Genomic DNA, 566 nt, shown 5'->3' on the forward strand with positions numbered 1-566 from the left:
TACTGGGGATAGTAGTGGGGTAGAATAGACATGAACACTTTTCAAAAATTAAAGCAATGTTAGTTCCTTGAAGATTCTGGCCATAAGAAACAGAATAGTATGCTTTCTTTAAATCATCAGCAATTTTTTTTTTCGCAGCACCGCGTGGTCGCCCTGGCCGGCGAGCATCAGGGCCACCGCATCGAGCGCGTCGCGGGTCTGGCGCAGGGCGATGTCCTTGTCCGGTTCCAGGCCCTGGGCCTTGAACAGCTCGTGCAGGGCGATGGCGCCCATGTCGCGGCGGAATGGAGTGAGCAGGGTGCGTCCGCGCAGGTCGGCGAAGCCGTGCACCTCCGGGTCGCGGCTGACCAGCCAGAGCAGGCCCCAGACCGAGACGTTGAGCAGCCGCACCGGCTCGCCGCGGTTGGCCATCAGCGCCGGCAGGTTGGCCGGCGTGGCGCTGTAGTCGACCTCGCCGCGGGCCAGCATCACCCGCAGCTGGTCGGCGCCCTGCCACAGCTGGAAGCGGGCCGGGCGGACGCGGCCGTCCACGGCCACGCCGGTGTCGGCCATGCGCATCAGCGGGA

Annotated in this window: 1 protein-coding gene; it reads right to left on the bottom strand. The window is 64.0% G+C overall.

Annotated features, from left to right (window positions below; translation table 11 throughout):
* Positions 1-108: 108 nt before the first annotated feature.
* Positions 109-566 (bottom strand): ABC transporter substrate-binding protein (locus CSC70_RS14055; RefSeq protein ID WP_211369513.1); only part of this gene is annotated, 458 nt, incomplete at its 5' end.

The organism is Pseudoxanthomonas kalamensis DSM 18571, from assembly GCF_010211745.1.
Classification (GTDB): Bacteria; Pseudomonadota; Gammaproteobacteria; order Xanthomonadales; family Xanthomonadaceae; genus Pseudoxanthomonas_A; species Pseudoxanthomonas_A kalamensis.